Raw genomic sequence first — 26,767 nt, forward strand, 5'->3', positions numbered from 1 at the left:
TCCCGCCGACTCCGGAGCGTCCAGGGCCCGACGTCCGGCGTGCCGACTCGCTCGACGGGCGCCCGTGGTCGGTGCCCGGCGGTCTCGGCTGTTCCGGAGTGTCAGTGGTCGGCGTCCGGCGTTCCCGGTTGGTTCCGCGCGCTTGTGGTCGGGTGCCCGGTGCCCCTCATCTGTCCGGGCGCTCGCCGGTCGGACGGGGCCGGGTGGGCGAGGCCTGGGCGCGGCGGGGTCGCACTGCGGGCCGAGCTCGACGGGAAGTCGGTCGGCGCGGCCCAGGAGTCTCCACCTCCAACCCCTCCGTCTTCCCTCCCCCTCGGCCCCCCTCGGCCTCCCCCTCGGTCGTCCCTCCCTCTCCACCTCCCCTCCCACCTCCTCTCTCCCAGCCACTCTTCACCCTTCCCGGAACTGCCCCAATCGCCCCCGCCCTTGGGGGCGCTCGGGCTCGGCCCCGGCGCTCCTGGGCTGGCCGGGGCGCCCTCGGCTCGGCTGGCGCTCCCTCGAAAGCGGGAAGATCCACTTGGCGGAACGGTTTGTCTGGCGGGTGGGGGCCTACTGTCCGCATATGACCGTGTCATCCCTTTCGCCGGTGGTGTCCGGCGTGGACGCCGGGGCGCGTCCGGAACGGCCGAGCGTGACCGAGTTGCGGCTGTCGGCCTTCGCGGGGCACCGGGGCGCCTACCTCCCGCTGGGCCCGCTGACCCTGCTCGCGGGACGCAGCGGCAGCGGCAAGACCACCGCGCTGCGGGCGTACGAGGCACTGGCGAGACTCGGCGGCGGCGTCCAGCTCGGCGAGGTCTTCCCCGATCCGCTGAGCTGTGTCCCCGAACGGGCCCGCCCCGACGCCGGGCGGCGGCGCGGCTTCCGCATCGGCTGCACGGCGGACGGCCCGGAGGGCCCCGTGCATCTCGACGTCGCCGTCCAGGCCGAGCCCGAACTCCGCATCGTGGGCGAGCGGTTGCGGTCCGGTGGACTCACCCTGCTGGAGACGGCGCTCGTCGACCCGAGCCGCCCCGTCGTCCAGGCCTCCTGGCACACCGCCGGCACCTCCCCGGTCACCCGAGGCCCCCTGCCCGACGACCGCCTGGGCACCGCCCTGCTCCCCCTGCGCGTCGCCGGCAAGACGGACGGCCAGCGCCAAGTACTCGCCGCCGCCGAGCAGATGGTGGTCGCCCTGCGCTCGGTCTACGCCTGCGACCCGCGCCCCGGCCGGATGCGCGCCGCCGTACCGCTCGGCTCCGGCCGGCTGCTCCCGGGCTGCGACAACCTCGCCGACGTGCTGTGGCGTACGCGGACGGAGTGCGGCCGGCGCCACGCGCTGCTCGTCGGCGCCGTACGCGACGGCTGCGCGGGACCGGTCCTGGACCTGCTCGCCGAGCCGCTGCGCGACGGCGCGGTACGGGCGGTGCTGGACCGGGGCGACGGCGTACGGACGGCCCTGGGCCTACTGGGGGACGGGGAGTTGAGGTATCTGGCGCTCGCCCTCGTGCTGTTCACCGGCCCCGGTGTGCTGGAGATCGACCCGGTCGTGGAGGTGCCCGCCGCACTGCAGACCCTCACGGTCCTCGCCGACGGCTTCGACCGCGCCCTCGACCCCCGGCAGGCACTGGAGTTGGTACGGCTGGCGGCCCGGATGTGCGAGCGGGGGCACATCCGGCTGGTCGGCGCGGTGAGCGACGCGTCCTGGGCCACCGGGACGGCCGGCGTGACGGTGGTAGACCTGAACCGTGAAAGATCCTGAACCCACGCCGGACCCCGCACGCCAAGCCCCGCGAGACCCCGCGCGCACACCCGACCTCGCGGCCCTGCAACAGCGGCTCGTCGAGTTCGCCGCCGCCCGTGACTGGCAGCGGTACCACACCCCCAAGAACCTGGTCTCCGCGCTGAGCGTCGAGGCGTCCGAACTCGTCGAGATCTTCCAGTGGTTGACGCCGGAGGAGTCCGCGCGCGTGATGGCGGACCCGGAGAGCGCCCACCGTGTCACCGACGAGGTCGCCGACGTGCTCGCGTATCTGCTCCAGCTCTGCGCGGCGCTCGGCATCGACCCGTTGTCGGCGCTGGATGCGAAGAGCGACCGCAACGAACGGAGATTTCCGGCACCGGGCACGCCCTGACGGCGCTCGTCCCGAGTCGGCCGCTCCGGTTGTCACTCTCCGGAGTTGAAAAGTTGTCCACAGTCGACTTGTTATCCACAGATTTCAGGCTTCCTCTGGCTTTCTGTCTCAGCGACCCTCACTGTGGGTAATGAACAGGCAGGAGTTCGGGCGGACGTGTGAGAGCGCGTCGGGACAGTCGGGGGCAGCGCATGGATGCGGTGCGGCTCATCATGGCGAGCAGGCGTGCTCTGGCGGGCAGCGCCGAAGGACCTCAGCTCATGGCGGAGGCGTGGCAGTCCTATGCCCTCGCCCAGGCGATCGGCAGCCGCCTCGCGGTCTCGGGGCCACCTGAACTACGCGGTGAGGCCCTGGGGTTGACCGAGCTGGCCGGCAGCGGCTGCGGCATACTCGGCGCCCCGCCGCTCGGCGTGGGCGACTTACGCGCCGCCCAGCTCACGGAGTTGGGTGACGCCCACGACTCCCTCGTCCGCCTCGGCATCCTCCTCGGCGAGGTCGGCATCGCGCTCGTGGGCCTGGCCAGCGGAGCGGACGACGAGGCGACCTACTGGCAGTGCATGGAAGCGATCGACGCCGCGGACGAGGCCCGCGACCGAGTCCTGGAAATGCTGCGCCGCCTGGCCGTAAGAGACCAGGTGTTGTCGGAGCGGGACGCGGCGACGGGATGAGCGCGGTCGAAGGCACGGGGCGCAGCCCCGGCCCTTCGAGGGGCGCGGGGAACTGCGCGAGAACCCCCACCGTCCCGCACACGACGACGGCCCGACCGACCCCACCAACCCCCCCACCAACCCCCACCAACCCCCACCAACCCCCCACCGGCCCCCGCATGACGAACGCCCGGCCGGGAGGGGCCGGGCGTCGGGCTCATGACTCAGGGAAGGTCAGACTGTGTCGCTCTCCTCCGCGACAGCGGTACGCGGTGCCGACAGATCCGCGTCGAGCTGGGACAGGTCCGCGTTCAGCGCGGCCATCAGCTCCTCCATCTGCTGGAGCAGACCCTTCGGCTGCGCAGGCACGGCAGCCTGCTCCGGCACGGCTTCCTGGGACATGTGACGGCCTCCTCGGCCCTCGCCCCCCGAGGGGGCACGTGTGGTGCGGGCGTCCCGGCAGCGGCCGCCGGCGACGGGTGCCGGGCGGTCCGGCTCCTCCCGAGCAACGATCACCGTTCCGGCCGGTCACTGGCCCGCGCCCGCCCCATGCGCCGGATTGACGGATTTCACCCGACCGTGGGCCCGCGGCGCGGGTGGGACCGATGCCGTTGACCGACCGCCCGGCGTGCAGGATGGAGGCATGGATCTTCGCATCTTCACCGAGCCCCAGCAGGGCGCCTCCTACGACACCCTCCTCACCGTCGCCAAGGCCACCGAGGACCTCGGTTTCGACGCCTTCTTCCGCTCCGACCACTATCTCCGCATGGGTTCCTCGGACGGCTTGCCCGGCCCCACCGACGCCTGGATCACCCTGGCCGGACTCGCCCGCGAGACCAGGCGCATCCGCCTCGGCACCCTGATGACCGCCGGCACCTTCCGGCTGCCCGGGGTGCTCGCCATCCAGGTCGCGCAGATCGACCAGATGTCCGGCGGCCGGGTCGAACTCGGCCTGGGCGCGGGCTGGTTCGAGGAGGAGCACAAGGCGTACGGCATCCCCTTCCCCAAGGAGAAGTTCGGCCGCCTGGAGGAGCAGCTCGCCATCGTCACCGGTCTGTGGGCCACCGAGGTCGGCAAGACGTTCTCGTACGAGGGCACCTACTACCAGCTGACGGACTCGCCCGCGCTGCCCAAGCCCGCGCAGGCCAAGGTGCCGGTGCTCATCGGCGGCCACGGCGCGAGCCGTACGCCTCGGCTGGCCGCGCGGTACGCCGACGAGTTCAACATGCCGTTCGCCTCGATCGAGGACAGCGAGCGCCAGTTCGGCCGGGTCCGCAAGGCCGCCGAGGAGGCCGGTCGCAAGGGCGACGACCTCGTGTACTCCAACGCCCTGGTCGTCTGCGTGGGCAAGGACGACGCCGAGGTCGCCCGCCGCGCCGCCGCGATCGGCCGTGAGGTCGACGAGCTGAAGGCCAACGGCCTCGCCGGTTCCCCGGCCGAGGTCGTCGACAAGATCGCCCGCTACCAGGCCGTCGGCTCCCAGCGCCTCTACCTCCAGATCCTCGACCTCGACGACCTGGACCACCTGGAACTGATCTCCACCCAGGTCCAGTCCCAGCTGCCGTAAACCAGGGCCCCACCCAACCCCCCGCGCCCCGAAAGGGGCGCGGGGAACTGCGCGACCAGCCCCCACCGGACGGACGTGTGGGGGTCGAAGGGGCGCAGCCCCTGGTTGGGGGCACCTCCCGCTCGAGCGAAGCCGAGAGTGGGGGAGGGACGGGTAGGGGCGGCGGGGGCGAAAAAGCCCAGGTACACCCACCCCCCACCCCTGTACGTTGGGCTCTCCGCAAGCTCAACCACCCACCACGAGGCACCCCACCGTGTTCCTGACGATCAGTACCACCGGCACCCCGGACCGCCCCGCGACCGATCTCGGCTGGCTGCTGCACAAGCACCCCGACAGCGCGCAGGCGTTCTCCACCTCCTACGGAAAGGCGCACGTCCTCTACCCCGAGGCGGACGCCGAGCGGTGCACGGCCGCGCTGCTGCTGGAGGTGGACGCGGTGGCGCTGGTCCGGCGCGGCAAGGGCAAGGGCCGTGGCGGCGCACCGGACGCCGCGCTCGCCCAGTACGTCAACGACCGCCCCTACGCGGCCTCCTCCCTGCTCGCCGTCGCGCTGAACGACGTGTTCTCCAGCGCGATGCGCGGTCACTGCAAGGCCCGGCCCGAACTCCCGGAACAGGTCCGCCCGTTGCGCGTCGAGATACCGGCGCTGCCCGCACGCGGCGGCCCGGACCTCGTCGGCAAGCTCTTCGCGCCGCTCGGCTGGACGGTCACGGCCGAGCCGGTGGCGCTGGACACCGCGTTCCCGGAATGGGGCGCCTCCCGTTACGTACGGCTCGTGCTGGAGTCGGAGTCGCTGACCCTGGCCGAGGCGCTGCGCCACCTGTATGTCCTGCTGCCGGTCCTCGACGACGCCAAGCACTACTGGGTGTCGTCCGACGAGGTCGACAAGCTGCTGCGCGCCGGCGAGGGCTGGCTCCCGGCCCACCCGGAGCACCAGCTGATCACCAGCCGCTACCTCTCCCGCCGCTGGTCGCTGACCCGGCAGGCCATGGAGCGCCTGGAACTCGTACGGCTGGCCGAGGCCGACGACAGCGAGGTCGAGGAGATCGACAACGCGGTCGAGGACACACCGGACGCACCGGACGCACCGGAGACACCGGAGACGGCGGACGCGGACGAGACCGAGGAGACCGGCGACACCGGCGACACCGCGGACACCCGACGTGCCGAGGCCGAGGCCGAGGGCGAAGGCGCGGCCAAGGGCGACGGCGCGGCCAAGAGCGGCGAAGGCGCGGCCGAGAAGAAGCCCGTACCGCTCGCCGTCCAGCGCCGGGACGCGATCATCGCCGCGCTCAAGGAGTCCGGCGCCGCCCGCGTCCTCGACCTCGGCTGCGGGCAGGGCCAGTTGGTGCAGGCGCTGCTCAAGGACGTCCGGTTCACCGAGATCGTCGGCACGGACGTGTCGATGCGCGCGCTCACCATCGCCTCCCGCCGCCTCAAGCTCGACCGCATGGGCGAGCGCCAGGCGTCCCGCGTCCAGCTCTTCCAGAGTTCCCTCGCCTACACCGACAAGCGGCTCAAGGGCTACGACGCCGCCGTGCTCTCCGAGGTCGTCGAGCACCTCGACCTGCCCCGGCTGCCCGCCCTGGAGTACGCGGTCTTCGGCTCGGCCCGCCCCCGGACCGTTCTCGTGACCACCCCGAACGTCGAGTACAACGTCCGCTGGGAGACCCTGCCCGCCGGCCACGCCCGGCACAGCGACCACCGCTTCGAGTGGACCCGCGAGGAGTTCCGCGGCTGGGCGGCCACGGTGGCCGAACGGCACGGCTACGACGTGGAGTTCGTGCCCGTAGGACCGGACGACCCCGAGGTGGGACCCCCCACCCAGATGGGCGTGTTCACCCGCCGCGACACCGACGGCACCAGTGAGAAGGAGGCGAAGGCAGCATGAGCGAGACCACCCCCGAGACCACCCCCGAGAGCACCGCCGCGGTGAGCGTCGAGCACACCCCCAGGGGCCGCACCCTGCCCGTCACCGACCTCTCCCTCGTCGTGCTGATCGGCGCGTCCGGCTCCGGCAAGTCGACGTTCGCCCGCCGGCACTTCAAGCCCACCGAGATCATCTCCTCCGACTTCTGCCGGGGCCTCGTCTCCGACGACGAGAACGACCAGAGCGCGACGAAGGACGCCTTCGACGTGCTGCACTACATCGCGGGCAAGCGCCTCGCGGCCGGCCGCCGTACGGTGGTCGACGCGACCAGCGTGCAGCAGGAGTCCCGCAAGCAGCTGATCGAACTGGCGCGCAAGCACGACGTGCTGCCCATCGCCATCGTGCTCGACGTCCCGGAGGAGGTGTGCGCCGCACGCAACGCGGCCCGCACCGACCGCGCCGACATGCCGCGCCGCGTCATCCAGCGCCACACCCGCGAACTCCGCCGCTCCCTGCGGAGCCTGGAGCGCGAGGGCTTCCGCAAGGTGCACGTCCTGCGCGGTGTCGAGGACGTCGAGAACGCCACGATCGTCACCGAGAAGCGCTTCAACGACCTCACCCACCTCACCGGCCCGTTCGACATCGTCGGCGACATCCACGGCTGCGCGAGCGAACTGGAGTCCCTGCTCGGCAAGTTGGGCTACGTCGACGGCGTCCACCCGGAGGGCCGCACGGCGGTCTTCGTCGGCGACCTCGTCGACCGGGGCCCCGACAGTCCGGGCGTGCTGCGGCGCGTGATGTCCATGGTCGGCTCGGGCCACGCCCTGTGCGTGCCCGGCAACCACGAGAACAAGTACGGCCGTTACCTCAAGGGCCGCAACGTCCAGCACACGCACGGACTCTCCGAGACCATCGAGCAGATGGAGGGCGAGAGCGAGGAGTTCAAGAAGGAGGTACGGGAGTTCATCGACGGCCTCGTCAGCCACTACGTCCTCGACGACGGCCGGCTGGTCGTCTGTCACGCCGGGCTGCCGGAGAAGTACCACGGCCGCACCTCCGGCCGGGTCCGCAGCCACGCGCTGTACGGGGACACCACCGGCGAGACCGACGAGTTCGGGCTGCCCGTGCGCTACCCGTGGGCCGAGGACTACCGGGGTCGCGCCGCCGTCGTCTACGGCCACACCCCGGTGCCCACCGCCACCTGGCTGAACAACACCATCTGCCTCGACACGGGCGCGGTGTTCGGCGGCAAGCTGACCGCGCTGCGCTGGCCGGAACGCGAACTGGTCGACGTACCGGCCGAGAAGGTCTGGTACGAACCGGCCAGGCCGCTGGCCACCGAGGCGCCCGGCGGGCACGAGGGCCGGCCGCTGGACCTGGCGGACGTGCACGGACGGCGGGTCGTCGAGACCCGGCACGCGGGCCGGGTGTCGGTCCGCGAGGAGAACGCGGCCGCCGCCCTGGAGGTCATGAGCCGCTTCGCGGTCGACCCCCGGCTGCTGCCGTACCTGCCGCCGACCATGGCGCCGACCGCCACCTCGCACATCGAGGGCTACCTGGAGCACCCGGCGGAGGCGTTCGCGCAGTACAAGGAGGACGGTGTCGCGCGGGTCGTGTGCGAGGAGAAGCACATGGGCTCGCGGGCGGTCGCCCTGGTCTGCCGTGACGCGGACGCGGCCCGCGAACGCTTCGGCGTGGACGGCCCTACCGGTGCCCTCTACACCCGTACCGGCCGCCCGTTCTTCGCCGACGAGGCCCGTACCGAGCTGGTCCTCGGCCGGATCCGCGAGGCCGTCACCGCGGCCGGACTCTGGGCCGAACTCGACACCGACTGGCTGCTGCTGGACGCCGAGCTGATGCCGTGGTCGCTGAAGGCGTCCGGGCTGCTGCGCACCCAGTACGCGGCCGTCGGCGCCGCCTCCGGGGCGGTGTTCCCGGGCGCGCTGGCCGCCCTGGAGGGCGCGGCGGCACGCGGGGTGGACGTGGGCGAGCTGCTGGGCAAGCAGCGGGAACGGGCCGCCGACGCCGCCGCGTTCACCGAGGCGTACCGGCGCTACTGCTGGCCCACCGAGGGCCTGGACGGCGTACGCCTCGCCCCCTTCCAGATCCTCGCCGTCCAGGGCCGCAGCCTCGCCGCGCTCCCGCACGACGAGCAGCTGGCCCTGATCGACCGGCTCGTCGAGTTCGACGGCAGCGGCCTGCTGCAGACCACCCGGCGGCTCTTCGTCGACACCGCCGACGAGGCGTCCGTACGGGCGGGCATCGACTGGTGGCTGGAGATGACCGGCCGGGGCGGCGAGGGCATGGTCGTCAAGCCGGTCGGAGCGGTGGTGCGGAGCGATAAGGGACGGCTGGTCCAGCCGGGCATCAAGTGCCGGGGCCGGGAGTACCTGCGGATCATCTACGGCCCCGAGTACACCCGGCCCGAGAACCTCGCCCGGCTGCGCGGCCGGTTCCTCAACCACAAGCGGTCGCTCGCCCTGCGCGAGTACGCCCTCGGCCTGGAGGCCCTGGACCGGCTCGCCGAGGGGGAGCCGCTGTGGCGGGTGCACGAGGCGGTGTTCGGGGTGCTGGCCCTGGAGTCGGAGCCGGTCGACCCCCGGCTGTGAGGCACCGGCCCGCCATGGACGGTCACCCGTCCGTGGCGGGCGGCCCCACCCCTGTGAGGCGACAATGCGGCTGATAATGTCGCAGGCAGGCGTGGCCGTGCACTGCGTTCGAATGGTTCCAGCGGTTCCGGCAGTGCTCGGGGGACAGTGATCGCGGCCAGTCGCAGGCGATCGCTGTCACCCGAGTCGGTCCCATCGGTCCCATTCGAAGGTATGTGGGGTTCCCCATGCGTCGCAGCACCAGGCGGCCCGTCACCGGGTCCGTCACGCGGGCGGTCACCCGATCCGTCTCACGATCCGTCTCACGATCCGTCTCGCGGCCGGTCTCATGGTCGGTCGCACGGTCCGGGAGAGAGCGATCGGCACTCGACGCCGCCTACGACGAGTGCCGCCGCCTGGTCCGTACGACCCGGCCCACCGAGCACGCCCTGATGCAGCTCATGCCCCCGGTGGCCCGCCCCGCCTGCTGGGCCCTGTACGCGGCCTTCTCCCGCGCGGACGACCTGATCGACTCCACCGAGGGCACCCCGGAGCAGCGCAGCCGGCGGCTCCAGGAGTGGCGGGCCGCGCTGGAGGCGGACCTGGCGAGCGGCACCAGCGAGGACCCGATCCGGCTCGCGCTGACCGACTCGGTGTGGCACTGGGGGCTCGACCTCGGCGACCTGCTCGGCGCCCTGGACGCGGTCCAGCGGGACGACGACCGCACGGGCGTCGCCGACTGGCAGGAGTGGCGCGAGCGTGCCCACGCCCAGAACATCAGCTGGCCCGAGCAGTTGATGCGGATGCTGGTCCGGGTCGGACTGCCCGTCCCCGTACGGCTCCGCGACCTCCCGGGCTTCACCCGGTTCGTGGACGGGCTGTTCCTCACCGACATGCTCCGCGACCTCCGCGAGGACCTCGATGCCGGACAGGTGTGGTTCCCCGCCGACGTCATGGACCGTTTCCAGGTCACCCCGGCCGACCTGATCTCCCGTGAGTGGACGCCCGCGGTCCGGAGGCTGATCGCGCACCTCACCGGTCAGGCCCGGCAGTGGCTGGAGGACTCCCGCCGGGCGCTGCGGAACACGCTGCCGCTGGGCCCCGCCATCGTGCTCGACAGTGCCGTCGAACTGTTCGGCGCGGAGCTGGACGCGATCCTCCGGGCCGGATCGGCCGTGCTGCACCGGCCGGTACGGGTCTCCCGTGCCGTCGAGTGGCGGATCATCGGCCCGGCGCGGGCGCGGGCGGCCGTGGTGTGGCGGCTGACGCTGCCGCCCGGCGGGGCGGACGCCCCGGCGAGGACGGCGGCGACGAACCGCGCGGCCCCGGGCGACGGCCCTGGGGCGGACGCCGGCGCACCGGACCCGCTGACCGGCCCCGGACGGCTCACCACCCGGATCGCCGAACCACCCCTCCCGCCCCGCCCGCACCGCGACGGCGCCCGCCCGCCGGCCATAGCCGAGGCCCATCTCCCGCAGCACGTGGCGATCGTCATGGACGGCAACGGCCGCTGGGCCACCGGCCTCGGGCTGCCCCGCGACGAGGGCCACCGCGCCGGGGCGGTCGCCCTCCGGGACGTCGTCCAGGGCGCCCTGGAGATCGGCCTCGCCCATCTGACCGTCTACGCCTTCTCCACCGAGAACTGGAAGCGGTCGCCCGACGAGGTCTCCAAACTCTTCGCGATCATGCGCGCGGAACTCCTCGACGGGGAGCTGCTGGACCACGACGTACGGCTGCGCTGGGTGGGTTCGCCCGACGGTCTCCCGGACGACGTGGTGGAGGTCCTCCGCACCCAGGAGCACGCCACCCGCCACCGCACCGGCCTCACCCTCAACGTCTGCGTCAACTACGGCGGTCGCGCGGAACTCGCCCAGGCGGGCGCGGCGTTGGCCCGGGCCGCGCTGGCCGGTGAGGTCGACCCCGCCAGGGTCTCCGAGCAGCTCTTCGCCGCGCACCTGCCGCATCACGCGCTGCCCGACGTCGACCTCCTGTGGCGCACCAGCGGGGAGATCCGCACCTCCAACTTCCTTCCCTGGCACGCCCATTACGCCGAACTCCACTTCACGGAGCCGCCCTGGCCCGAGGTGGACCGCCGTGACCTGTGGGAGGCCGTGGTCGCCTACACCCAGCGCAAGCGGCGCAAGGGCGCGGCTTCCGTCCCGGAGTGACAGGGGCGCCTCATAGCTCGGGGGTGCGGGTCGTTCTGGCGGGTGCGGGTGCGGGTGCGGGTGGGGGTGCGTGGGGCTTCTCGCGCAGTTCCCCGCGCCCCTGAAAGAGGCCTGCGGCCCTTTCGGGGCGAAAAGCACGGGGCGCAGCCCCTGCTTTTCAGGGGCGCGGGGAACTGCGCGGGCAACCCCCACTCACCCGCACCCGAAACTCGACCCCACACGTCACCCCACCAACCGCAACCGAACCCCCGCCACCCCCACCCGCACCGTCTGCCCCCACGTCAACTCCAGCGCATCCCCCTCCATCCCGTCTCCGAACACGATCAGCCGATCCGACTCGACGGCGAGCGACAACCGCCCGCCCCCGTCCAGCACCCCCGCCACCAACGACGTCCCCGTGGCCGGCGACGGCCACGCCTCCCGCACGAACCACAGCAGCCGCGCCTCGCTCACCCCCGGCAGCACCAGCTCACTCGCCCGCTCCTGCCACACGGACCGGATCCACCCACTCGCCCCGGTCCCGGTCCCGACCAGCACCCCGGACGAGGCCTGGGACTCGACGGCACCCCCGTCGCCGTCGAGCCCCAGGCGGTACCGGGCGGTCTGATGCCCCGCCGCGCCCAGGTAGATCTCGTTGAGCGCCACCAGCCGCTGCGTGTCGTCGGCGACGGCCTCGACCATGGTCAACTCATCGGCCCCGGAGCCTTGTTGCATGGAGGCGGCGAGCAACTTCCCCGCCTGGTCGGGCCGATGCCGCACCAGCACCCCCGGATTGCGCCGCGGATCGGGGTTGATCCCCACCACCGGCTGCCCCGCGAGGTACTTCGCGACATTGGCCACCAGCCCGTCCTGGCCGACGACCACCACGACGTCCTCGGGGGCGAAGAGGAACCGGTCCAGGTCGGCCCGCTCGACCCGTGCCTGACGCCAGGTCAGCGGCACCGAGGACGTGACCTCGGCCAGCGCCCCGCGCTCCCGCCGGTGCCGCTCGGCCACGTCCTCGATGTCCCGCCCCCGGGACCGCAGGAAGAAGGCGGCCTGGCCGTGCGTACCGTGCCGGGCCACCAACTCCTCGTACTCGGTGGTGCGATGGACCAGCACCACCCGCGGCGCCAGACTCACGCCGAGCCCCCCGTGGTGCTCGCCCCACCGCCGCCGAGCTTCGCCAGCAGCCCGGTCAGCACGTCCGGCGACACCGTCACGCTCTCGATCCGCGGCAGGTTCTCCGCGAGCCGCGACCCGGTCAGCGCGTGCAGCGTCGCCGCGTCCACCTCGGCGTGCACCCGCAGCCACGCGGCCTGTGCCTCGGCCCGCGCCTCACCCACGGCCCGCGCGGCGCGCGCCTCCGCCTCGGCCAGCCTGACCTGCCGTACCGCCTCGGCCTCGGCGAGCTTCACACTCCGTGCCGCCTCCGCCTCCGCGAGCCGGACACTCCGCGCGGCCTCCGCCTCCGCGAGCTTGACGGTCCGCTCGGCCTCCGCCTCGGTCAGCCGTACCGTCCGGGCCGCCTCCGCGCCCGCCTTCACCGCGTCCGCGGCGGCCCTCTCCTCCGCTTCCCGCCGTGCGTTGGTGCCCCGCTGCTCGACCAACTGCTCCTCGCGCCGGGCGAGTTCGATCTGGCTGGCCAGCTCGTTCTCGGCGATGGCCCGCTCCCGCTCGACGGCCACGGCCCGGCGCTCGTACGTCGCCCGGTCGGCCTCCTGCTGGATCTGCTCCCGGGCCGGTGTGCGCAGCGCCCGCTCCACCTCGGGCTCGGGCCGCAGCGCCACCACGCGGACGGCCACGATCTCGATCCCGGTGGCGGGGAGCCGGGGCTCGGCCGCCAGGCCGCTCGCCACCCGCTCCCGGACCGCCGCGACCCCGTCGACCAGGGCCGAGGCCAGCGTCGTACGGGCCAGGACGTCCAGCGCGTGCTGCTGGGCCGTCTCGGTCAGCAGGGTCGACAGCTGCTCCAGGGGAGCGCCGCGCCAGACCCCCGTGTCGGGGTCGATGGAGAAGTCGAGGCGGGCGGCGGCGATGGCCGGGTCGCTCACCCGGTAGGTCACCGTCGCCTGCACCGCCACGTCCTGGAAGTCGGACGTACGGGCATGGAAGGTCATCGCCAACTCCCGGTCGTCCACCGGGACTTCGGAGAGCGCGGCGCTCAGCGACCGGTACCAGAAGCTCAGCCCCGGGCCGTCGTGCGCGAGCCGCCCGGAGCGGTGGTGACGGATGTGCGCGGTGGGCGCCCCGCGCAGATGCCGCCAGCCGAGCCGTCTGGTGATGTCGGCCATGGATGATCCCCCTCGTGACGACCGGACGACACCAATTAGTGTCACTTGGACGATAAAGGAGTGATCCGGTTATCGTCAAGGGGACGAGATGGAGGAGTTCGAAGGATCCCGATTCGGCCGACCGGCGGGTGAACACGCGCCCGAATGGTCAGGATGAGGACATGGGATTCCATGTCGACTCCGAGGCCGGGCGCCTGCGCCGCGTCATCCTGCACCGGCCGGATCTTGAGCTCAAAAGGCTCACCCCCAGCAACAAGGACGCGCTGCTCTTCGACGATGTGCTGTGGGTGCGCCGGGCGCGCGCCGAGCACGACGGGTTCGCCGATGTGCTGCGTGACCGGGGCGTCGCCGTCCACCTCTTCGGCGACCTCCTGACCGACGTCATGCGCCTCCCGCAGGCCCGGGAACTCGTCCTCGACCGCGTCTTCGACGAGAAGGAGTACGGCCCGCTCGCCACGGACCACCTCCGGGCCGCCTTCGAATCGCTGCCCCTGACCGAACTGGTCGAGGCGCTGATCGGCGGCATGACCAAGCGCGAGTTCCTCGACGCCCACATGGAACCGGCCAGCGTCCGCTTCCATGTCATGGAGCTGGACGACTTCCTCCTCGACCCCCTCCCCAACCACCTCTTCACCCGCGACACCTCCGCCTGGATCTACGACGGGGTCTCCATCAACGCCATGCGCTGGCCCGCCCGCCAGCGCGAGACCGTGCACTTCGAGGCGATCTACCGGCACCACCCGCTCTTCCGTGCCGAAGCGTTCCATGTCTGGTCGGAGGGGCAGGCCGACTACCCGTCCACCATCGAGGGCGGCGACGTCCTCGTCATCGGCAACGGCGCCGTCCTCATCGGGATGAGCGAGCGCACCACGCCCCAGGCCGTCGAGATGCTCGCCCACAAGCTCTTCGCCGCCGGCTCCGCGCAGACCATCGTGGCCCTCGACATGCCGAAGCGCCGGGCCTTCATGCATCTCGACACCGTCATGACCATGGTCAACGGCGACACCTTCACCCAGTACGCCGGACTCGGCATGCTCCGCTCGTACACCATCGAACCCGGCGTCGGGGAGAAGGAACTCAAGGTCACCGACCATCCGCCGGAGCACATGCACCGCGCGATCGCCGCCGCGCTCGGCCTCGACTCCATCCGGGTGCTGACCGCCACGCAGGACGTCCACGCCGCCGAACGCGAGCAGTGGGACGACGGCTGCAACGTCCTCGCCGTCGAGCCGGGCGTCGTCGTCGCCTACGAACGCAACGCCACCACCAACACGCATCTGCGCAAGCAGGGCATCGAGGTGATCGAGATCCCGGGGAGCGAGCTGGGGCGGGGGAGAGGGGGGCCGCGTTGTATGAGCTGCCCGGTGGAGAGGGCGCCGGTATGACCTGGACGGTATGACCGTATGGGCGATGTGACTGTATGGGCGGTGGGGCCGTATAGAAATGTGGAACGTCGTATAGACTTCCAGCCTTCCTTCGCTGTCCCCGTCCCGTCGACCCAGGAGCGCCCCATGGCGACCGTTCCCCACGCCCTCGCCGGGCGCCACTTCCTCAAGGAGCTGGACTTCACCGCGGAGGAGTTCCGTGGGCTGATCGAGCTGGCCGTGGAGCTGAAGGCGGCCAAGAGGGCCGGGACGGAGACCCAGCGGCTGCGGGGCCGGAACATCGCGCTCATCTTCGAGAAGACCTCGACGCGCACCCGCTGCGCGTTCGAGGTCGCCGCGGCCGACCAGGGTGCCCGGACGGTGTACCTAGATCCGTCCGGCTCGCAGATGGGCCACAAGGAGTCGGTGAAGGACACCGCACGGGTGCTCGGCCGGATGTTCGACGCGATCGAGTACCGCGGCGACAGTCAGGCGAACGTCGAGGAACTGGCCGCGTACGCCGGTGTACCCGTCTACAACGGCCTCACGGACGACTGGCACCCCACCCAGATGCTGGCCGACATCATGACCATGACCGAGCACAGCGACAAGCCGCTGGACGGGATGGCCTTCGCCTACCTCGGCGACGCCCGCTTCAACATGGGCAACTCGTACCTGGTCACCGGGGCCCTGCTCGGTATGGACGTCCGGATCGTCGCCCCGCGGGCCTACTGGCCGGCCGAGGAGATCGTGACCCACGCGCGCAAGCTCGCGGAGATCAGCGGGGCGCGGATCACGCTCACCGAGCACATCCACGACGGGGTCGAGGGCGCCGACTTCATCGCCACCGACGTCTGGGTGTCGATGGGGGAGCCCAAGGAGGTCTGGGACGAGCGGATCGGGGCGCTGTCCCCGTACGCCGTGACCATGGACGTGCTGCGCGCCACCGGCAACCCGGACGTGAAGTTCCTGCACTGCCTGCCGGCCTTCCACGACCTCGGTACGAAGGTCGGGCGCGAGATCCATGAGCTGCACGGGCTGGACTCGCTGGAGGTGACGGACGAGGTGTTCGAGTCGGCGCACTCCGTCGTCTTCGACGAGTCGGAGAACCGTCTGCACACGATCAAGGCGGTCCTGGTGGCGACGCTGGGCTGAGTCCCGGCCCGGCGCTGTCTATGCGTGCCGGCGCTGCGGCGGCACCGTCGGCAGCCTGAACCACACCGCCTTGCCGGAGTCCGTGGGGCGGTGGCCGCAGGCCGAGCTGAGGGCGCGGATGAGGAGGAGACCGCGTCCGTGCTCCTGCCAGGGATCGGGGTCGAGGTGACCCGGGGTGGTCAGGTCGCCCGGAGGCGCCGGGTCCGGGTCGTGGACCTCCACCTTGCAGCCGGTCGGTACCAGCTCCACGACCAGCTCTATGGGCCCGTCACCGGCCGCGTGCTCGACCGCGTTCGCGACCAGTTCCGCCGTGAGCAGCTCCGCCGTGTCGCAGTCCGCGCCGTGCTTGAGGTCGGTCAGCGCCGTACGCACCAGCGCACGGGCCACGGGCACGGCCGCGGCGGTGTGCGGCAGCGCGATGCGCCAGGAGGCGGGGGCGGAGGGTTCTTGCAAGGCGGCGGATCCGTTCATGGAGCAGGTCATGGGTCGTCCTGCTTTCAACGTGACGAATGGTACGGCGAGGACCGGCGAAGTCGCGCGGCGGGCGCCGTGGGGGACCGTCGGCCCCGTTGCCGGGCGGTCTACCCACGGCAACGCCCCGCCGCGCCCGACCGATCCCGTCGTTACGGCCTTGTCGAACGCCCGTGACCGAGTCACGGACCCCCTCACCCGGAAACGCCCTATCGCGCACTCATGACGACAGTCAGATAACGGTGATAACTTCGAGAAGCAGGGAAGCAAGCAGGGGAAGCAAGCGAAGTACAGGCAGGGAACACAGGCAGCCGCAGCGCAGCGGTAGCGCCCCCGAGGAGGCCGCCCCGTCATGAGTCCCTTCACCGGCTCCGCCGCCCGCACCGCCGACTGGCGGCATCTGCGGTGCCAGATCACCGACGGTGTCGCCACCGTCACCCTCGCCCGCCCCGAGAAACTCAACGCCCTCACCTTCGGCGCCTACGCCGACCTGCGCGACCTGCTCGCCGAACTCTCCCGGGAGCGGTCCGTACGGGCCCTGGTGCTGGCCGGCGAGGGCCGCGGCTTCTGCTCCGGCGGTGATGTCGACGAGATCATCGGCGCCACCCTCTCCATGGACACCGCCCAGCTGCTCGACTTCAACCGGATGACCGGGCAGGTCGTCCGGGCCGTACGCGAGTGCCCGTTCCCGGTGATCGCCGCCGTGCACGGCGTGGCCGCGGGCGCCGGCGCGGTGCTCGCCCTGGCCGCCGACTTCCGGGTGGCCGACCCGACCGCCCGCTTCTCCTTCCTCTTCACCCGCGTCGGCCTCTCCGGCGGCGACATGGGCGCGGCCTACCTCCTGCCCCGCGTCGTCGGCCTCGGCCACGCCACCCGCCTCCTGATGCTCGGCGAACCCGTCCGCGCCCCCGAGGCCGAACGCATCGGCCTCATCAGCCAGCTCACCGACGAGGGCAGCGCCGACGAGGCCGCACAGACCCTGGCCCGCCGCCTGGCCGAGGGCCCGGCCCTGGCCCACGCCCAGACCAAGGCGCTGCTGACCGCCGAACTGGACATGCCCCTGTCGGCCGCCATCGAACTGGACGCCGCGACCCAGGCCCTCCTCATGACCGCCGACGACTACACCGAATTCCACGCGGCGTTCACAGAAAAACGCCCCCCGAAGTGGCAGGGCCACTGATGCCTACGTCGCCTGACATGCCAAGTCCAGGCACAGCCACCCCAGGGGCGCGAGGAACTGCGCGACCAGCCCCCACAAACCCGCAGCCGCCAACGAACCCCAACCCCCCCACCCGTATAGCGATCATCGGCGGCGGCCCAGCCGGCCTCTACGCCGCAGCCCTCCTCAAACGCCTCAACCCCACCCGCGACATAACCGTCTGGGAACGCAACCCCCCACACCACACCTTCGGCTTCGGCGTAGTCCTCTCCGACGAAACCCTGGGCGGCATAGAACACGCCGACCCGACCGTCTACGACGCCCTGCGGCCCCACTTCACCCGCTGGGACGACATCACCATCACCCACCGAAACACCCGCCAAACCGCCGGAGGCCACGGCTTCGCCGCACTGGGCCGCCACCGCCTCCTCCGCGTCCTCCAGGACCGCTGCCGCACCCTCGGCGTGGAGCTCCGCTTCGGCACGGAGGCCCCCTACCCCGCCTGGCTCTGCGAGACGTACGACCTGGTCGTCGCGGCGGACGGGGTGCACAGCGCGACGCGCGAGGCGTACGCGGAGGTGTTCCGGCCGACGGTCGAGGAACACCGGTGCCGTTACATCTGGCTCGCCGCCGACTTCGCCTTCGAGGCGTTCCGCTTCGAGATCGCCGAGACCGAGCACGGCGTGACGCAACTGCACGGCTACCCGTACGCGCCGGACGCGTCCACCGTCATCGTGGAGATGCGCGAGGAGGTGTGGCGGGCCGCCGGGCTGGACCGGGCGGACGAGCGGGAGTCGGTCGAGCGGTGCGCGAAACTCTTCGCGGACGCGCTCGGCGGCAGACCCCTGCGCTCCAACAACTCCACCTGGACGACCTTCCGCACGGTCGTCAACGAGCGCTGGTCGCACGGCAATCTGGTGCTGCTCGGCGACGCCGCGCACACCGCGCACTTCTCCATCGGCTCCGGTACGAAGCTGGCCGTCGAGGACGCCCTGGCGCTCGCCGCCTGTCTGGAGGAACAGCCGGACCTGGCAACGGCGTTGACGGCGTACGAGACGGAGCGGCGCCCGGTCGTGGCCTCCACCCAGCGCGCGGCGCGGGCCAGCCTGGAGTGGTTCGAGGACATCGGGAGCCAACTCGACCGGCCGCCCCGGCAGTTCGCCTTCAATCTGCTCACCCGCAGCCGCCGTGTCACCCACGACAACCTCCGCCTGCGCGACCCGCGCTTCACGGACGCGGTGGAGCGGGAGTTCGGCTGCCCGCCGGGAACGCCCCCGATGTTCACCCCGTTCCGGCTGCGCGGGCTGACGCTGCGCAACCGGGTCGTGGTCTCCCCGATGGACATGTACTCGGCGACCGACGGCGTCCCCGGCGACTTCCATCTCGTCCATCTGGGCGCCCGTGCCCTCGGCGGCGCCGGGCTGGTGATGACCGAGATGGTGTGCGTGAGCCCCGAGGGACGCATCACCCCGGGCTGTGCCGGGCTCTGGAACCCCCGGCAGGCCGAGGCCTGGCGCCGCACGGTGGCGTTCGTGCACGAGCGCGCGCCGGGTACGGCCATCGGCGTCCAGCTGGGCCACTCCGGCCGCAAGGGCTCGACCAGACTGATGTGGGAGGGCATCGACGAGCCGCTGGACGCGGACAACTGGCCCCTGACGGCGGCCTCCCCGATCCCGTACAAGCCCGGCAGCCAGACCCCGCGCGCCCTCACCCGCGCCCAACTCACCGACATCCGGGAGCAGTTCACCGCCGCCGCCTGCCGTGCCGCCCGCAGCGGTTTCGACCTCCTCGAACTGCACTGCGCCCACGGCTACCTGCTCTCCGGCTTCCTCTCCCCGCTGACGAACCGCCGCACCGACCGCTACGGCGGTCCGCTCGACCACCGGCTGCGCTTCCCCCTCGAAGTCTTCGACGCCGTACGGGCGGTGTGGCCGGAGGAGCGCCCCATGACCGTCCGTATCTCGGCGACGGACTGGGCCGACGGGGGGACCACGGCCGAGGACGCCGTCGCGATCGCCCGTGCCTTCGCCGCGCACGGCGCCGACGCGATCGACGTCTCGACCGGGCAGGTCGTCGCCGACGAACACCCCGAGTACGGCCGCTCGTACCAGACCCCGTTCGCGGACCGGATCCGGCACGAGGTGGGAATCCCGGTGATCGCCGTCGGCGCCATCTCCTCCTGGGACGACGTCAACTCCCTGATCCTGGCGGGCCGTACGGACCTCTGCGCCCTCGGCCGCCCCCACCTGTACGACCCGCACTGGACCCTCCACGCGGCGGCGGAACAGGGCTACGAGGGACCGGGCGTGGCCTGGCCCGCCCCCTACCGCGCCGGCAGCCGCCGCCCCACCACGGGCCGCACGGACGCCCCCAAGCCCCGGCTGACCCTGTCCTAGCCGAGCGAGGGTGGGCCGCCGGGGCGCCCGAAAACCGGTGGAGCGGCACCGCCACCGGTCGCTACCGTGCTGCCGGACCGAGTCGTCTGGGCAAGGACGTGCCGTTGTACACCGTGTGAGACCCCCCGAGAGCTGATCTGTCGCGCGTCGCACCTGTGCGCCGCGCTGCTTCCCGCTGCGGATTTCTCACTGAAACCGGTGTACTTCTGTGCTCACCACCTGGGTGGTCATGCCCACCTGCCTGCCGCTCGTCCGCCGTCGCTGCCACGCGTGCGCGTCCGAGCGCTTCCGGGCGAACGGCAAGTTCCGTGTCAACGCCCACCACAAACTCCTCGACGCCTGGCTCCTCGTGCTCTGCGCCGGGTGCGGGGAGACGGCGAAACTCACGATCCTGGAACGGGTGAACGTACGCTCCGTACGGCCCGAGCTGCTGGACCGCATGCACGCCAACGACCCTTCCCTGGCAGCCGAGTTGCTCCAGGACCCGGCCCTGCTGCGCCGCAATCGCGTCGCCCTCGACTGGGGCGGTGCCTGGCGCCTCGACACCGGCGGAACGGATCACCGGGACCATGAGGTGCTCGACGTCTCGGTCCGCTTCGCGGCGCGGATCCCGGTCCGTCCGGTGCGGCTGATCGCCGAAGGCTGCGGTCTCCGACGGGCCGAGGCCGAGCGGCTGATCACGGAGGGCAAGCTCGTGTCGGCGGTCCGGCTGAGCGGCAGGCTCTCCGGCGACTTCACCTTCACGCTCAAGCGCTGGTCCCTTTCCCCGCTACCGAGTCGGTGACCGGGGGCTTGTCCGGCGGCAACTGCCGGACAAGCCCCCGGAAGCCGGCTACGGCAGCTACGGCCGCTACGGCAGCTCCGCCATCCCCGCCGTCAGCGTCGCCCCGTCCGCCGGGTCGACCAGGATGAACGCCCCCGTCCGCCGCACCACCGCGTAGTCGTCCAGCGCCAGCGGCTCGGCCGTGCGCAGCGCGATCCGGCCCAGGTCGTTCGTGGTCAGCTCGGGGTACCCGCCGAGGTCCTCGACGATCGCCTTGACGGTGCGGGTGGTGTGGCGGAGCAGCACGCGGTCGCCCACCCGCAGCGGCCGTTCCGCGAGATGGCAGACCGCCGCCCGGACGTCCCGCGTCAGCGTCGGCGTGTCCGTCCCGGCCGCCGTGATCATGTCCCCGCGCGAGACGTCCCGCTGGTCCGCCAGCCGCACACTGATCGACTGCGGCGCGTACGCGGCCTCCGCCGCCTCACCCAGCACGTCGATCCCCGTGATCTCGGAGGTCTCACCGGACGGCTGCACTGCCACCCGGTCACCCACCCGCAGCGAGCCCGACACCAACTGCCCGGCGTAGTAGCGGACTTCACCGTGCCGGATCACATACTGCACGGGGAAGCGGGCCGGTGCGTCCGCCGCCGCCACGCCCACCGGCACGGTCTCCAGGAACTCCAGGAGCGCCGGACCGTCGTACCAGTCCATGTGCCCGGAGCGCTCGACGACGTTGTCACCGGCCAGCGCCGACACCGGGATCGAGGTGAAACCTGGCAGCCCCAGCTCGTCCGCGTGCCGGGCGAAGTCCTCGACGATCCGGCGGAACTCCTTCTCCTCGTAGCCGACGAGGTCCATCTTGTTGACCGCGAGCACCACATGCGGCACCCGCAGCAGGGCCGCCACGCCGGCGTGCCGCAGCGTCTGCTCGACCACGCCGTTGCGCGCGTCCACGAGGATGATCGCCAGCTCGGCGGTGGAGGCACCCGTCACCATGTTGCGGGTGTACTGCACATGGCCGGGGGTGTCGGCGAGGATGAACCGCCGCTTGGCCGTGGCGAAATAGCGGTAGGCCACGTCGATGGTGATGCCCTGCTCCCGCTCGGCCCTCAGCCCGTCCGTGAGCAGCGCGAGGTCCGGGGCGTCCTGGCCGCGGCTCGCCGAGGCCCGCTCCACCGCCTCCAACTGGTCCGCCAGCACCGACTTGGAGTCGTGCAACAGCCGCCCGACGAGGGTGGACTTGCCGTCGTCGACCGAACCGGCGGTCGCGAAGCGCAGGGTGTCGATGGTCATCGTGGTCATGGCTAGAAGTACCCCTCGCGCTTACGGTCTTCCATCGCGGCCTCGGACATCTTGTCGTCGGCGCGGGTCGCGCCCCGCTCGGTGAGCCGGGAGGCGGCGATCTCGGTGATGACCTGGTCCAGCGTCACCGCGTCCGAATCCACCGCACCCGTGCAGGACATGTCACCGACCGTCCGGTACCGCACCTGCCGCTTCTCGACCGTCTCGCCGTCCTTGGGGCCGCCCCACTCACCGGCGGTCAGCCACATCCCGCCCCGCCGGAACACCTCGCGCTGATGGGCGAAGTAGATCTCCGGCAGCTCGATGCCCTCCCGGGCGATGTACTGCCACACGTCCAGCTCGGTCCAGTTGGACAGCGGGAAGACACGCACATGCTCCCCAGGAGCGTGCCGCCCGTTGTAGAGGTTCCACAGCTCGGGACGCTGCCGCCGCGGGTCCCACTGGGAGAACTCGTCCCGCAGCGAGAACACCCGCTCCTTGGCCCGCGCCTTCTCCTCGTCCCGGCGCCCACCGCCGAAGACCGCGTCGAACCGCTCCGCCTGGATCTTCTCCGTCAACGGCACGGTCTGCAGCGGATTCCGCGTCCCGTCCGGCCGCTCCCGCAGCACACCCCGGTCGATGTAGTCCTGCACGGAGGCGACGTGCAGCCGCAGCCCGTGCTCGGCCACCGTACGGTCGCGGTACTCCAGGACCTCGGGGAAGTTGTGCCCGGTGTCGACGTGCAGCAGCGTGAAGGGGATCGCCGCCGGGGCGAAGGCCTTCAGGGCCAGGTGCAGCATGACGATGGAGTCCTTGCCGCCGGAGAACAGGATCACCGGCCGTTCGAACTCGCCCGCCACCTCACGGAAGATGTGGACCGCCTCGGACTCCAGCGCGTCCAGGTGGGACAGGGCGGGGGCGGTCATACGAGGCCCCGCTCCGCCAGCAGCGCGTACACCGACGCGGCCGACTCGTCCGGCGTCTGGTCCTGCGTCGGGAGGACGAGCGCGGGGTCGGCCGGCGGCTCGTACGGGTCGTCGACACCGGTCAGCCCCTTGAGCTGCCCGGCGGCCTGGCGGGCGTACAGACCCTTCACATCGCGCTCGCTGCACACCTCGACGGGCGTGGCGACATGCACCTCGAAGTACGGGGTGCCGCTCACGTCGTGGCGCTTGCGGACCGCCTCGCGGCTGTCGGCGTACGGCGCGATGACGGGGACGATGGAGAGCACGCCGTTGCGGGCGAGCACCTCGGCGACCAGGCCGATGCGCTGGACGTTGGTGTTGCGGTCCTCGCGGGAGAAGCCGAGGCCGGCGGAGAGGAAGCGGCGGATCTCGTCACCGTCGAGCACCTCCACCCGATGCCCCTCGGAGCGCAGCCGGCCGGCGAGGACACGGGCGATCGTGGTCTTGCCCGCGCTCGGCAGTCCGGTGAGCCAGACCGTGGCTCCCTGGGCCCTGGAAGCCCTGGACGAGGTGGTCATGCGTGGGTTCCTTTCGCGGCGCCGGCGGCGATGCCGTGCCGTTGTTCGTGGAGGGAGGTGAAGAGGGACTCCCAGCGGTGGTGCACGGAGTCCGGACCGTAGGAGGCGGCGGTGAGGACCGCGGCCACCCCCATGTCGGCGCGCAGCACCTCGTCGGCCATCAGCTTGGCCATGGCGTCGGCGAGCGCGTCCGGGTCCTCGGGTGCGACGAGCAGCCCGTCCACGCCGTGCGTCAGCACATCGGCGGGGCCGGTCGGGCAGTCGAAGCTCACCACGGGCAGGGCGTGGCTCATCGCCTCGATCATCACCATCGGCAGTCCCTCGAAGCGTGAACTGAGCACGTAGAAGGAGGCCTTGGCGAGTTCGTCGTCCAAGCGGTCGGTGTGTCCCATGAGGAACACGTGATTGTAGAGATGGTGTTCTTCTATGAGATGACGAAGTTCCGACTTCTTCTCGCCGCTGCCGTAAATTCTCAGCTGCCAGTCGGGGTAGGTCTCGACGAGCTTCGCCCAGGCCGGGATCAGCAGGTCGAAACCCTTCTGCGGGAAGAGCCGGCCGGCCGCCACCGCGATCCTCGACCTGGGGTCGGCGGGGACCTGGTCGAGGGAGTGCACGGCGTTGGGGATGCGCACGACCTCGGTCCCGGGCAGGAGTTCGGCGTACTCGTCGCGGTCGCGCTCGGTGAGCACGGCCACCGCGGCGAAGCGCGGATACGTCTCCCGGATGCGCTGCTGCACGTCCCGCTTGTGGGTGCCGAGGTTCATGTGCTCCTGGGCGACCCGGACCACCCCACCGGTGGCGTGCTCGGCGGCCAGGAAGTTCAGCGCGGGCCGGGTGGTGACCAGGACGCCGTCGGTCAGCGACCGCATATAGGCGATGAGCCGGTCCTCGACGTACCGGTTGAAGTAGCGGTAGCCGAACTCGCCCTTGGGGATGTGCCGGGCGGGTGCCTCCAGCAGTTCGCCGCGCTTGCGGTCGCGCCAGCGGGCGACCATGCCGGACGGCGGGGTGTAGGCGCCCTCGCGCATGTCCACGACCGTGGAGACCTTCACCCGGGGGTCGAGCGGGAACTGGATGTCGTCGCGGCGGCGCAGCGCGCTGACGATCTCCACGGTCCAGCCCGCCGCGACCAGGGAGTTGGCCTGGTTCATCACCGTGCGGATGGTGCCGCCCCGGCCGTAGGCGTGCAGCAGCAGATAGCGGATGCGGGGGCGCTGGGGGAGCGGGCGGCGGTCGGTCATGCGGTGCCTCCCGTGCGGCACTCCAGAGACAGGTTGTCCTTGATCGTGTAGTAGGGGCGCACCCGGAGGTCCCCGGTGCGCTGCTCCGGATACACGAAGATCTTCTTCTTGCCGCGTACGTCGTCCAGGTGCTTCCCGGCGCGCAGTTCGACCTCGCCGTCGGTGAGGTGGATGTCCCACTCCTCGACGGGTGCGTGATCGGGGGCGGCGAGGTCGGCGACGGGCAGCCGGCTCTCGAAGCGGTCGCCCTTGACGTCGGCGTCGTAGCGCAGGGTGTGGCCGGTCCGGGCGCGCCGGGTGAGGAGCAGCTGCCAGGTGCCGTCCGCCGGGACCCCGTGGATGCGTCCGACGAGTCTGATGCGCCCGTCGCGCGGCCAGACCTCGGCTATCTCGGCGTGCGGCTTCACTTGCTGTAGCCCCACGCCTCGCACATCGGCCGCAGCAGGTCGGGGATGTCGTCCTCGGTGGGCAGCGCCCGTCCGGCCTGCACCTGACCGGTCTTGATCTTGTCGCGCCAGTCGCCGAGGCCCTTCACGACCTGGGCGTCGTCCTTCTTGCCGTAGTCGAGCATGCCCGGCTCGAAGTCGATGCCGAGGAAGTCGCAGAGCCCCCGCATCTCCTTCTCGGGGTCGGCGGTGATGTCCTCGTAGCGCACGGTGTGCCCGCCGGTGACCGCCTTGCGGGCCTTCTCGACGGCCTTCATGTAGCGCAGCGCGTCGGCGGCGGCCTCGTCGTAGGTGCGCTTGTCGGGGTCGCCCTCGTGCCAGGACTGGGCGATGGAGACCGGGTGGCGCAGCAGGAAGACGAAGCGGGCGTCGGGCCAGCAGTCCCGGATGCGCTCGTACACGAAGGCGTTGCTGGGGGTCTTCTCGACGACGAAGTCCTTGCCTGATTTGACCAGTTCGCGGTGCATGACCCGGTCCCACAGCAGATGCTCCAGGTCACCGCGTTCCAGGTCGAGGGCGCTCATCGCCTTCTGCGACAGCTTGCTGCCGTAGCCGACCTCCAGCCTGCGTATGTGCAGTTCGTGCGGGGAGTGCAGCCGGGAGTGCGCGTTCATGAGCATGCGCAGCAGGGTGGAGCCCGACCGCACCGGGGACATGATGAAGACCGGCTGCCTGAGCAACCGGTCCGTGGCGAGGTCCTCGGGAGCCGGACATCGGTACACCGCCGTGGGCTTCTTCGCGGCCGGCTTCGGCGCCGTGGCCTTGGGCGCGGCGGGTGCCGCCGCGGGCGCCCTGCGGACTTGCAGACCGGTGGTGGCGGTGAGTGCACGGTTCAGGTTGCGCATGAGACTCATGCGTCAGGATGGTAAGTAAGGATTCTGAGAAGATAGAAGGAGAACCCTGAGCGTTCCCTAAGTGAACGAAATTGTTACAGGACTTTACGATCCGGATGATCAGTCCGATGATCAGGTGTCGGCGAACCCGGCCCCCGCGTCCCGCAGCCGGCCGTGCAGCGCCCGGAACACGGCCGCCGACCGCACCCCCGGCCAGTCCGCCGGAAGCAGCGCCGAGGGCAGCCCGGGATCCACGTAGGGCAGATGGCGCCAGGAGTCCAGAGCCAGCAGATAGTCCCGGTACGCCTCCTCCGCCGGGGTGTCCTTCCGGTGCTCCCAGGCGTGCAGCACGGGCGCGTGCCGGTCGAGGAACGCCTCGTGCTGCTTGGCGATCCCGGCCAGGTCCCACCAGCGCGCCACCGCCTCGGCCGTCGCCGCGAACCCCAGGTGCTCACCCCGGAAGAGGTCCACGTACGGGTCGAGCCGCAGCCGGACCAGGGTGTGCCGGGTCTCCTCGTACAGCCGGGCCGGCGCGATCCACACGCCCGGGGCGGCCGTGCCGAAGCCGAGCCCGGCCAGCCGGGAGCGCAGGACGTGCCGCTTCTGCCGCTCCGACTCCGGCACCGAGAACACGGCGAGCACCCAGCCCTCGTCCTCCTCGGGCGCCGTCGCGTAGATCCGCCGGTCGCCGTCCTCCAGGAGCTGCCGGGCGTCGTCCGACAGCGCGTACCCGGCCGCCCCCGCCGCCGTTCGGGCCGGCAGCAGCAGGCCGCGCCGTTTCAGCCGGGAGACGGAGGAGCGGACGGAGGGCGCGTCGACACCCACCGCGGCGAGCAGCCGGATCAGCTCGGAGACGGGCACCGGGCCCGGCACCGAACGGCCGTACGCGCCGTAGAAGGTGACGATGAGCGAACGGGGTGCGTGCTGTTCGGACACGTTGATCATTTTAGG

At 71.7% G+C, this 26,767-nt stretch carries 23 protein-coding genes; 12 read left to right on the top strand and 11 right to left on the bottom strand.

Annotation, left to right across the window (positions count from 1 at the left end):
- Positions 1 to 562 precede the first annotated feature (562 nt).
- The 3 genes from ACZ7MG_RS27890 (at position 563) to ACZ7MG_RS27900 (ending at position 2,779) form a co-directional block, all read left to right on the top strand.
- A complete protein-coding gene (locus ACZ7MG_RS27890; RefSeq protein ID WP_471384695.1) occupies positions 563 to 1,738 on the top strand; it encodes an AAA family ATPase in 1,176 nt (391 codons plus the stop codon).
- A gap of 64 nt (positions 1,739 to 1,802) precedes the next feature.
- Positions 1,803 to 2,111 carry a nucleotide pyrophosphohydrolase gene (locus tag ACZ7MG_RS27895; protein ID WP_471384960.1) on the top strand — a complete coding sequence of 103 codons (309 nt, stop codon included), beginning with the start codon at positions 1,803 to 1,805 and terminating at the stop codon, positions 2,109 to 2,111.
- A gap of 191 nt (positions 2,112 to 2,302) precedes the next feature.
- A complete protein-coding gene (locus tag ACZ7MG_RS27900; protein ID WP_086757210.1) occupies positions 2,303 to 2,779 on the top strand; it encodes a DUF6099 family protein in 477 nt (158 codons plus the stop codon).
- 213 nt (positions 2,780 to 2,992) lie between these two features.
- On the opposite strand, the gene ACZ7MG_RS27905 is transcribed toward ACZ7MG_RS27900, so the two are convergent.
- Entirely contained in the window at positions 2,993 to 3,160 is a 168-nt protein-coding gene (locus ACZ7MG_RS27905) for a hypothetical protein (protein ID WP_471384692.1), read from the bottom strand.
- Between the two features lie 241 nt (positions 3,161 to 3,401).
- Between ACZ7MG_RS27905 and ACZ7MG_RS27910 the strand changes: the two genes are divergently transcribed.
- The 4 genes from ACZ7MG_RS27910 to uppS all read left to right on the top strand — a co-directional run bounded on the left by ACZ7MG_RS27910 (position 3,402) and on the right by uppS (position 10,951).
- Positions 3,402 to 4,325 (top strand): LLM class F420-dependent oxidoreductase, encoded by a 924-nt coding sequence (locus tag ACZ7MG_RS27910; RefSeq protein ID WP_471384689.1) that lies wholly within the window; start codon positions 3,402 to 3,404, stop codon positions 4,323 to 4,325.
- A 253-nt stretch (positions 4,326 to 4,578) separates the two neighbouring features.
- Positions 4,579 to 6,216 carry a 3' terminal RNA ribose 2'-O-methyltransferase Hen1 gene (locus ACZ7MG_RS27915; RefSeq protein ID WP_471384686.1) on the top strand — a complete coding sequence of 546 codons (1,638 nt, stop codon included), beginning with the start codon at positions 4,579 to 4,581 and terminating at the stop codon, positions 6,214 to 6,216.
- The gene (locus ACZ7MG_RS27920; RefSeq protein WP_471384683.1) at positions 6,213 to 8,804 is read left to right on the top strand and encodes a polynucleotide kinase-phosphatase; all 2,592 of its coding nucleotides are present in this window, start codon (positions 6,213 to 6,215) and stop codon (positions 8,802 to 8,804) included. The genes ACZ7MG_RS27915 and ACZ7MG_RS27920 overlap by 4 nt, the downstream gene beginning before the upstream one ends.
- 227 nt (positions 8,805 to 9,031) lie before the next feature.
- Positions 9,032 to 10,951 (top strand): polyprenyl diphosphate synthase, encoded by a 1,920-nt coding sequence (gene uppS, locus ACZ7MG_RS27925; RefSeq protein WP_471946164.1) that lies wholly within the window; start codon positions 9,032 to 9,034, stop codon positions 10,949 to 10,951.
- 222 nt (positions 10,952 to 11,173) lie between these two features.
- Here the strand turns inward: uppS and ACZ7MG_RS27930 are convergent, their stop codons facing one another.
- Positions 11,174 to 12,073: an NAD(+)/NADH kinase gene (locus tag ACZ7MG_RS27930; RefSeq protein WP_471384682.1), complete on the bottom strand. Its 900-nt coding sequence runs from the start codon at positions 12,071 to 12,073 to the stop codon at positions 11,174 to 11,176.
- Positions 12,070 to 13,224 carry an SPFH domain-containing protein gene (locus ACZ7MG_RS27935; protein WP_471384680.1) on the bottom strand — a complete coding sequence of 385 codons (1,155 nt, stop codon included), beginning with the start codon at positions 13,222 to 13,224 and terminating at the stop codon, positions 12,070 to 12,072. Before ACZ7MG_RS27935 ends, ACZ7MG_RS27930 begins: the two co-directional genes overlap by 4 nt.
- Before the next feature lie 161 nt (positions 13,225 to 13,385).
- On the opposite strand from ACZ7MG_RS27935, the gene ACZ7MG_RS27940 reads away from it, so the two are divergent.
- Together ACZ7MG_RS27940 and argF are read left to right on the top strand one after the other, a co-directional pair.
- Positions 13,386 to 14,609, top strand: coding sequence for an arginine deiminase (locus tag ACZ7MG_RS27940; RefSeq protein WP_471384677.1), 1,224 nt, complete (start codon positions 13,386 to 13,388; stop codon positions 14,607 to 14,609).
- A gap of 126 nt (positions 14,610 to 14,735) precedes the next feature.
- The gene (gene argF / locus ACZ7MG_RS27945) at positions 14,736 to 15,743 is read left to right on the top strand and encodes an ornithine carbamoyltransferase (protein WP_471384674.1); all 1,008 of its coding nucleotides are present in this window, start codon (positions 14,736 to 14,738) and stop codon (positions 15,741 to 15,743) included.
- Positions 15,744 to 15,761: 18 nt separating this feature from the next.
- On the opposite strand, the gene ACZ7MG_RS27950 is transcribed toward argF, so the two are convergent.
- On the bottom strand, positions 15,762 to 16,214 hold the full coding sequence (locus tag ACZ7MG_RS27950) for an ATP-binding protein (RefSeq protein WP_471384672.1): 453 nt from the start codon (positions 16,212 to 16,214) through the stop codon (positions 15,762 to 15,764).
- A 352-nt stretch (positions 16,215 to 16,566) separates the two neighbouring features.
- Between ACZ7MG_RS27950 and ACZ7MG_RS27955 the strand changes: the two genes are divergently transcribed.
- The 3 genes from ACZ7MG_RS27955 (at position 16,567) to ACZ7MG_RS27965 (ending at position 20,553) form a co-directional block, all read left to right on the top strand.
- On the top strand, positions 16,567 to 17,394 hold the full coding sequence (locus tag ACZ7MG_RS27955; protein WP_471384669.1) for an enoyl-CoA hydratase family protein: 828 nt from the start codon (positions 16,567 to 16,569) through the stop codon (positions 17,392 to 17,394).
- A 17-nt stretch (positions 17,395 to 17,411) separates the two neighbouring features.
- Complete coding sequence (locus tag ACZ7MG_RS27960) at positions 17,412 to 19,769, top strand: bifunctional salicylyl-CoA 5-hydroxylase/oxidoreductase (protein WP_471384666.1); 2,358 nt, start codon at positions 17,412 to 17,414, stop codon at positions 19,767 to 19,769.
- 208 nt (positions 19,770 to 19,977) lie between these two features.
- Positions 19,978 to 20,553 carry a DUF1062 domain-containing protein gene (locus ACZ7MG_RS27965; protein ID WP_471384663.1) on the top strand — a complete coding sequence of 192 codons (576 nt, stop codon included), beginning with the start codon at positions 19,978 to 19,980 and terminating at the stop codon, positions 20,551 to 20,553.
- A 66-nt stretch (positions 20,554 to 20,619) separates the two neighbouring features.
- On the opposite strand, the gene ACZ7MG_RS27970 is transcribed toward ACZ7MG_RS27965, so the two are convergent.
- The 7 genes from ACZ7MG_RS27970 to ACZ7MG_RS28000 all read right to left on the bottom strand — a co-directional run bounded on the left by ACZ7MG_RS27970 (position 20,620) and on the right by ACZ7MG_RS28000 (position 26,761).
- Positions 20,620 to 21,834 carry a sulfate adenylyltransferase subunit 1 gene (locus ACZ7MG_RS27970; RefSeq protein ID WP_471384661.1) on the bottom strand — a complete coding sequence of 405 codons (1,215 nt, stop codon included), beginning with the start codon at positions 21,832 to 21,834 and terminating at the stop codon, positions 20,620 to 20,622.
- 2 nt (positions 21,835 to 21,836) lie between these two features.
- Entirely contained in the window at positions 21,837 to 22,739 is a 903-nt protein-coding gene (cysD, locus tag ACZ7MG_RS27975; protein ID WP_471384658.1) for a sulfate adenylyltransferase subunit CysD, read from the bottom strand.
- Positions 22,736 to 23,296 (bottom strand): adenylyl-sulfate kinase, encoded by a 561-nt coding sequence (gene cysC, locus ACZ7MG_RS27980; RefSeq protein WP_471384655.1) that lies wholly within the window; start codon positions 23,294 to 23,296, stop codon positions 22,736 to 22,738. The genes cysD and cysC overlap by 4 nt, the downstream gene beginning before the upstream one ends.
- Complete coding sequence (locus ACZ7MG_RS27985; protein WP_471384652.1) at positions 23,293 to 24,537, bottom strand: glycosyltransferase family 4 protein; 1,245 nt, start codon at positions 24,535 to 24,537, stop codon at positions 23,293 to 23,295. Before ACZ7MG_RS27985 ends, cysC begins: the two co-directional genes overlap by 4 nt.
- Positions 24,534 to 24,959 (bottom strand): hypothetical protein, encoded by a 426-nt coding sequence (locus ACZ7MG_RS27990; protein ID WP_471384650.1) that lies wholly within the window; start codon positions 24,957 to 24,959, stop codon positions 24,534 to 24,536. Before ACZ7MG_RS27990 ends, ACZ7MG_RS27985 begins: the two co-directional genes overlap by 4 nt.
- Complete coding sequence (locus ACZ7MG_RS27995) at positions 24,941 to 25,837, bottom strand: sulfotransferase family protein (RefSeq protein ID WP_471384648.1); 897 nt, start codon at positions 25,835 to 25,837, stop codon at positions 24,941 to 24,943. The genes ACZ7MG_RS27990 and ACZ7MG_RS27995 overlap by 19 nt, the downstream gene beginning before the upstream one ends.
- A 111-nt stretch (positions 25,838 to 25,948) precedes the next feature.
- Positions 25,949 to 26,761, bottom strand: coding sequence for a PaaX family transcriptional regulator (locus ACZ7MG_RS28000; RefSeq protein WP_471384646.1), 813 nt, complete (start codon positions 26,759 to 26,761; stop codon positions 25,949 to 25,951).
- Positions 26,762 to 26,767 lie beyond the last annotated feature (6 nt).

This window comes from Streptomyces sp. NPDC107538, assembly GCF_055657445.1.